Here is a 1354-nt window from a genome sequence, read left to right on the forward strand (position 1 = left end):
ACGCGCTGGACGATGGTCTGCAGCTCCGCGGCGAAGGCGTTGAAGCCGCGGGCGAGGTCGCCGAGCTCGTCGGCGCGGTCCTCGTCGAGGCGCGTGCGCAGGTCGCCGCCGTCGGAGCCCAGGTTGGCGAGGGTGTCGGCGAGACGGCGCAGCGGATGGATCACGCGGCGTGCCGCCACGACGGCGACGATGACGAATGCCAGCAGCACCGGCGTGAGGAACAGGTACAAGTCGCGGGTCACGCTGTTGACCGAAGCCATCGCCGTGGAGCGGGGCAGGACCATGGCGACCGTCCACTGCTGATCGGGCAGGGTCGTCTGGATCAGCACGGATTCCTCATCCGGGAGCACGCCTTCGGGCAGCTCCACGGTGCCGTCCTGCTCCAGCGCCGCCTTCAGCGGGGCCAGCTCCGGGTAGTCGGAGACGGCATCCCCGAGTGTCATCATGGCCAGGCTTTCCTCGCGGATGCCGGGGAAGGAGAGAATGCGGCCGGTCTGGTCCACCACCAGCGTATACCCGCCCGTGTCGGCGTTGCGCTCGGCGAGCATGCCCTCGAGCCCGGAGAGCATCAGGTCGATGGTGGCTACGCCCCAGAAGCTGCCGGCGCGCTCGATGGCCACGGTGCAGGTGACCATCGGCGTGCCGGAGACCGGATCCTCGTAGGATTCGGACCAGCCGCACTCGCCCCGGGACAGCGTTCTGCCGACCTGATACCAGCCTGCGCCGTGATAGCCGTCACTGGCCGGGTCGTTGTAGTCGTCCAGTAGGCTCAGCCGACCGTTCTCCCCCCGTGCCCAGAACAGCGACGCCCGCTCCTGGCCGTCCATGAGCGCGTTCGGCTCGGGCCAGACACCTCCGCCGGCGACCACGGCGTTGCCGTAATCGTTGACCAGTGGCTCGATCTGGCGGATGAACGTTTCGCGTTCCAGCGGCAGGTTCTCCGCGGCCTGTGCAATGGCCTGGGTCTGCGATTCGGCCGCCTGCAGGGTAATGCGGAGCTGATCGCCCGTGCCATTGACCGTCTGCTGTGCTTCCTTCAATTCGTCCTTGTAGAGCTCCGGGCGAGCCAGGAACTGCATGATCAGGAAAATCGCCAGCAGAGCCGCACCCATGAGCGCGGCGCCGAGCCATTGGATTTTGCGGTTCAGTGTCATGTCTGCGGCCCTTGCTGCTTAACGGGGTGACGTGTCGAACATGGCGCTGCGTCCGGGTGCGACGATCACGCCCGGAAGCGTCCCATGAGCTCGCCGAGCTCGCGGGCGAGGCCCTGCATTCGCTCGCACTCCTGGCGGCAGGTCTGTGCGGTCTCGGCGGTCTGTCGGCTGAGATCCGAGATCGAGGTGATGTTGCGGTT

1 protein-coding gene is annotated in these 1354 nt (G+C 67.4%); it reads right to left on the minus strand.

What is annotated here, in order from left to right:
* The coding region (locus ACPEES_RS23395) for a HAMP domain-containing protein (RefSeq protein WP_435106920.1) at nucleotides 1-1154 on the minus strand (1154 nt) is incomplete at its 3' end.
* Nucleotides 1155-1354 lie beyond the last annotated feature (200 nt).

This window comes from Arhodomonas sp. AD133, assembly GCF_051195215.1.
GTDB lineage: Bacteria > Pseudomonadota > Gammaproteobacteria > Nitrococcales > Nitrococcaceae > Arhodomonas.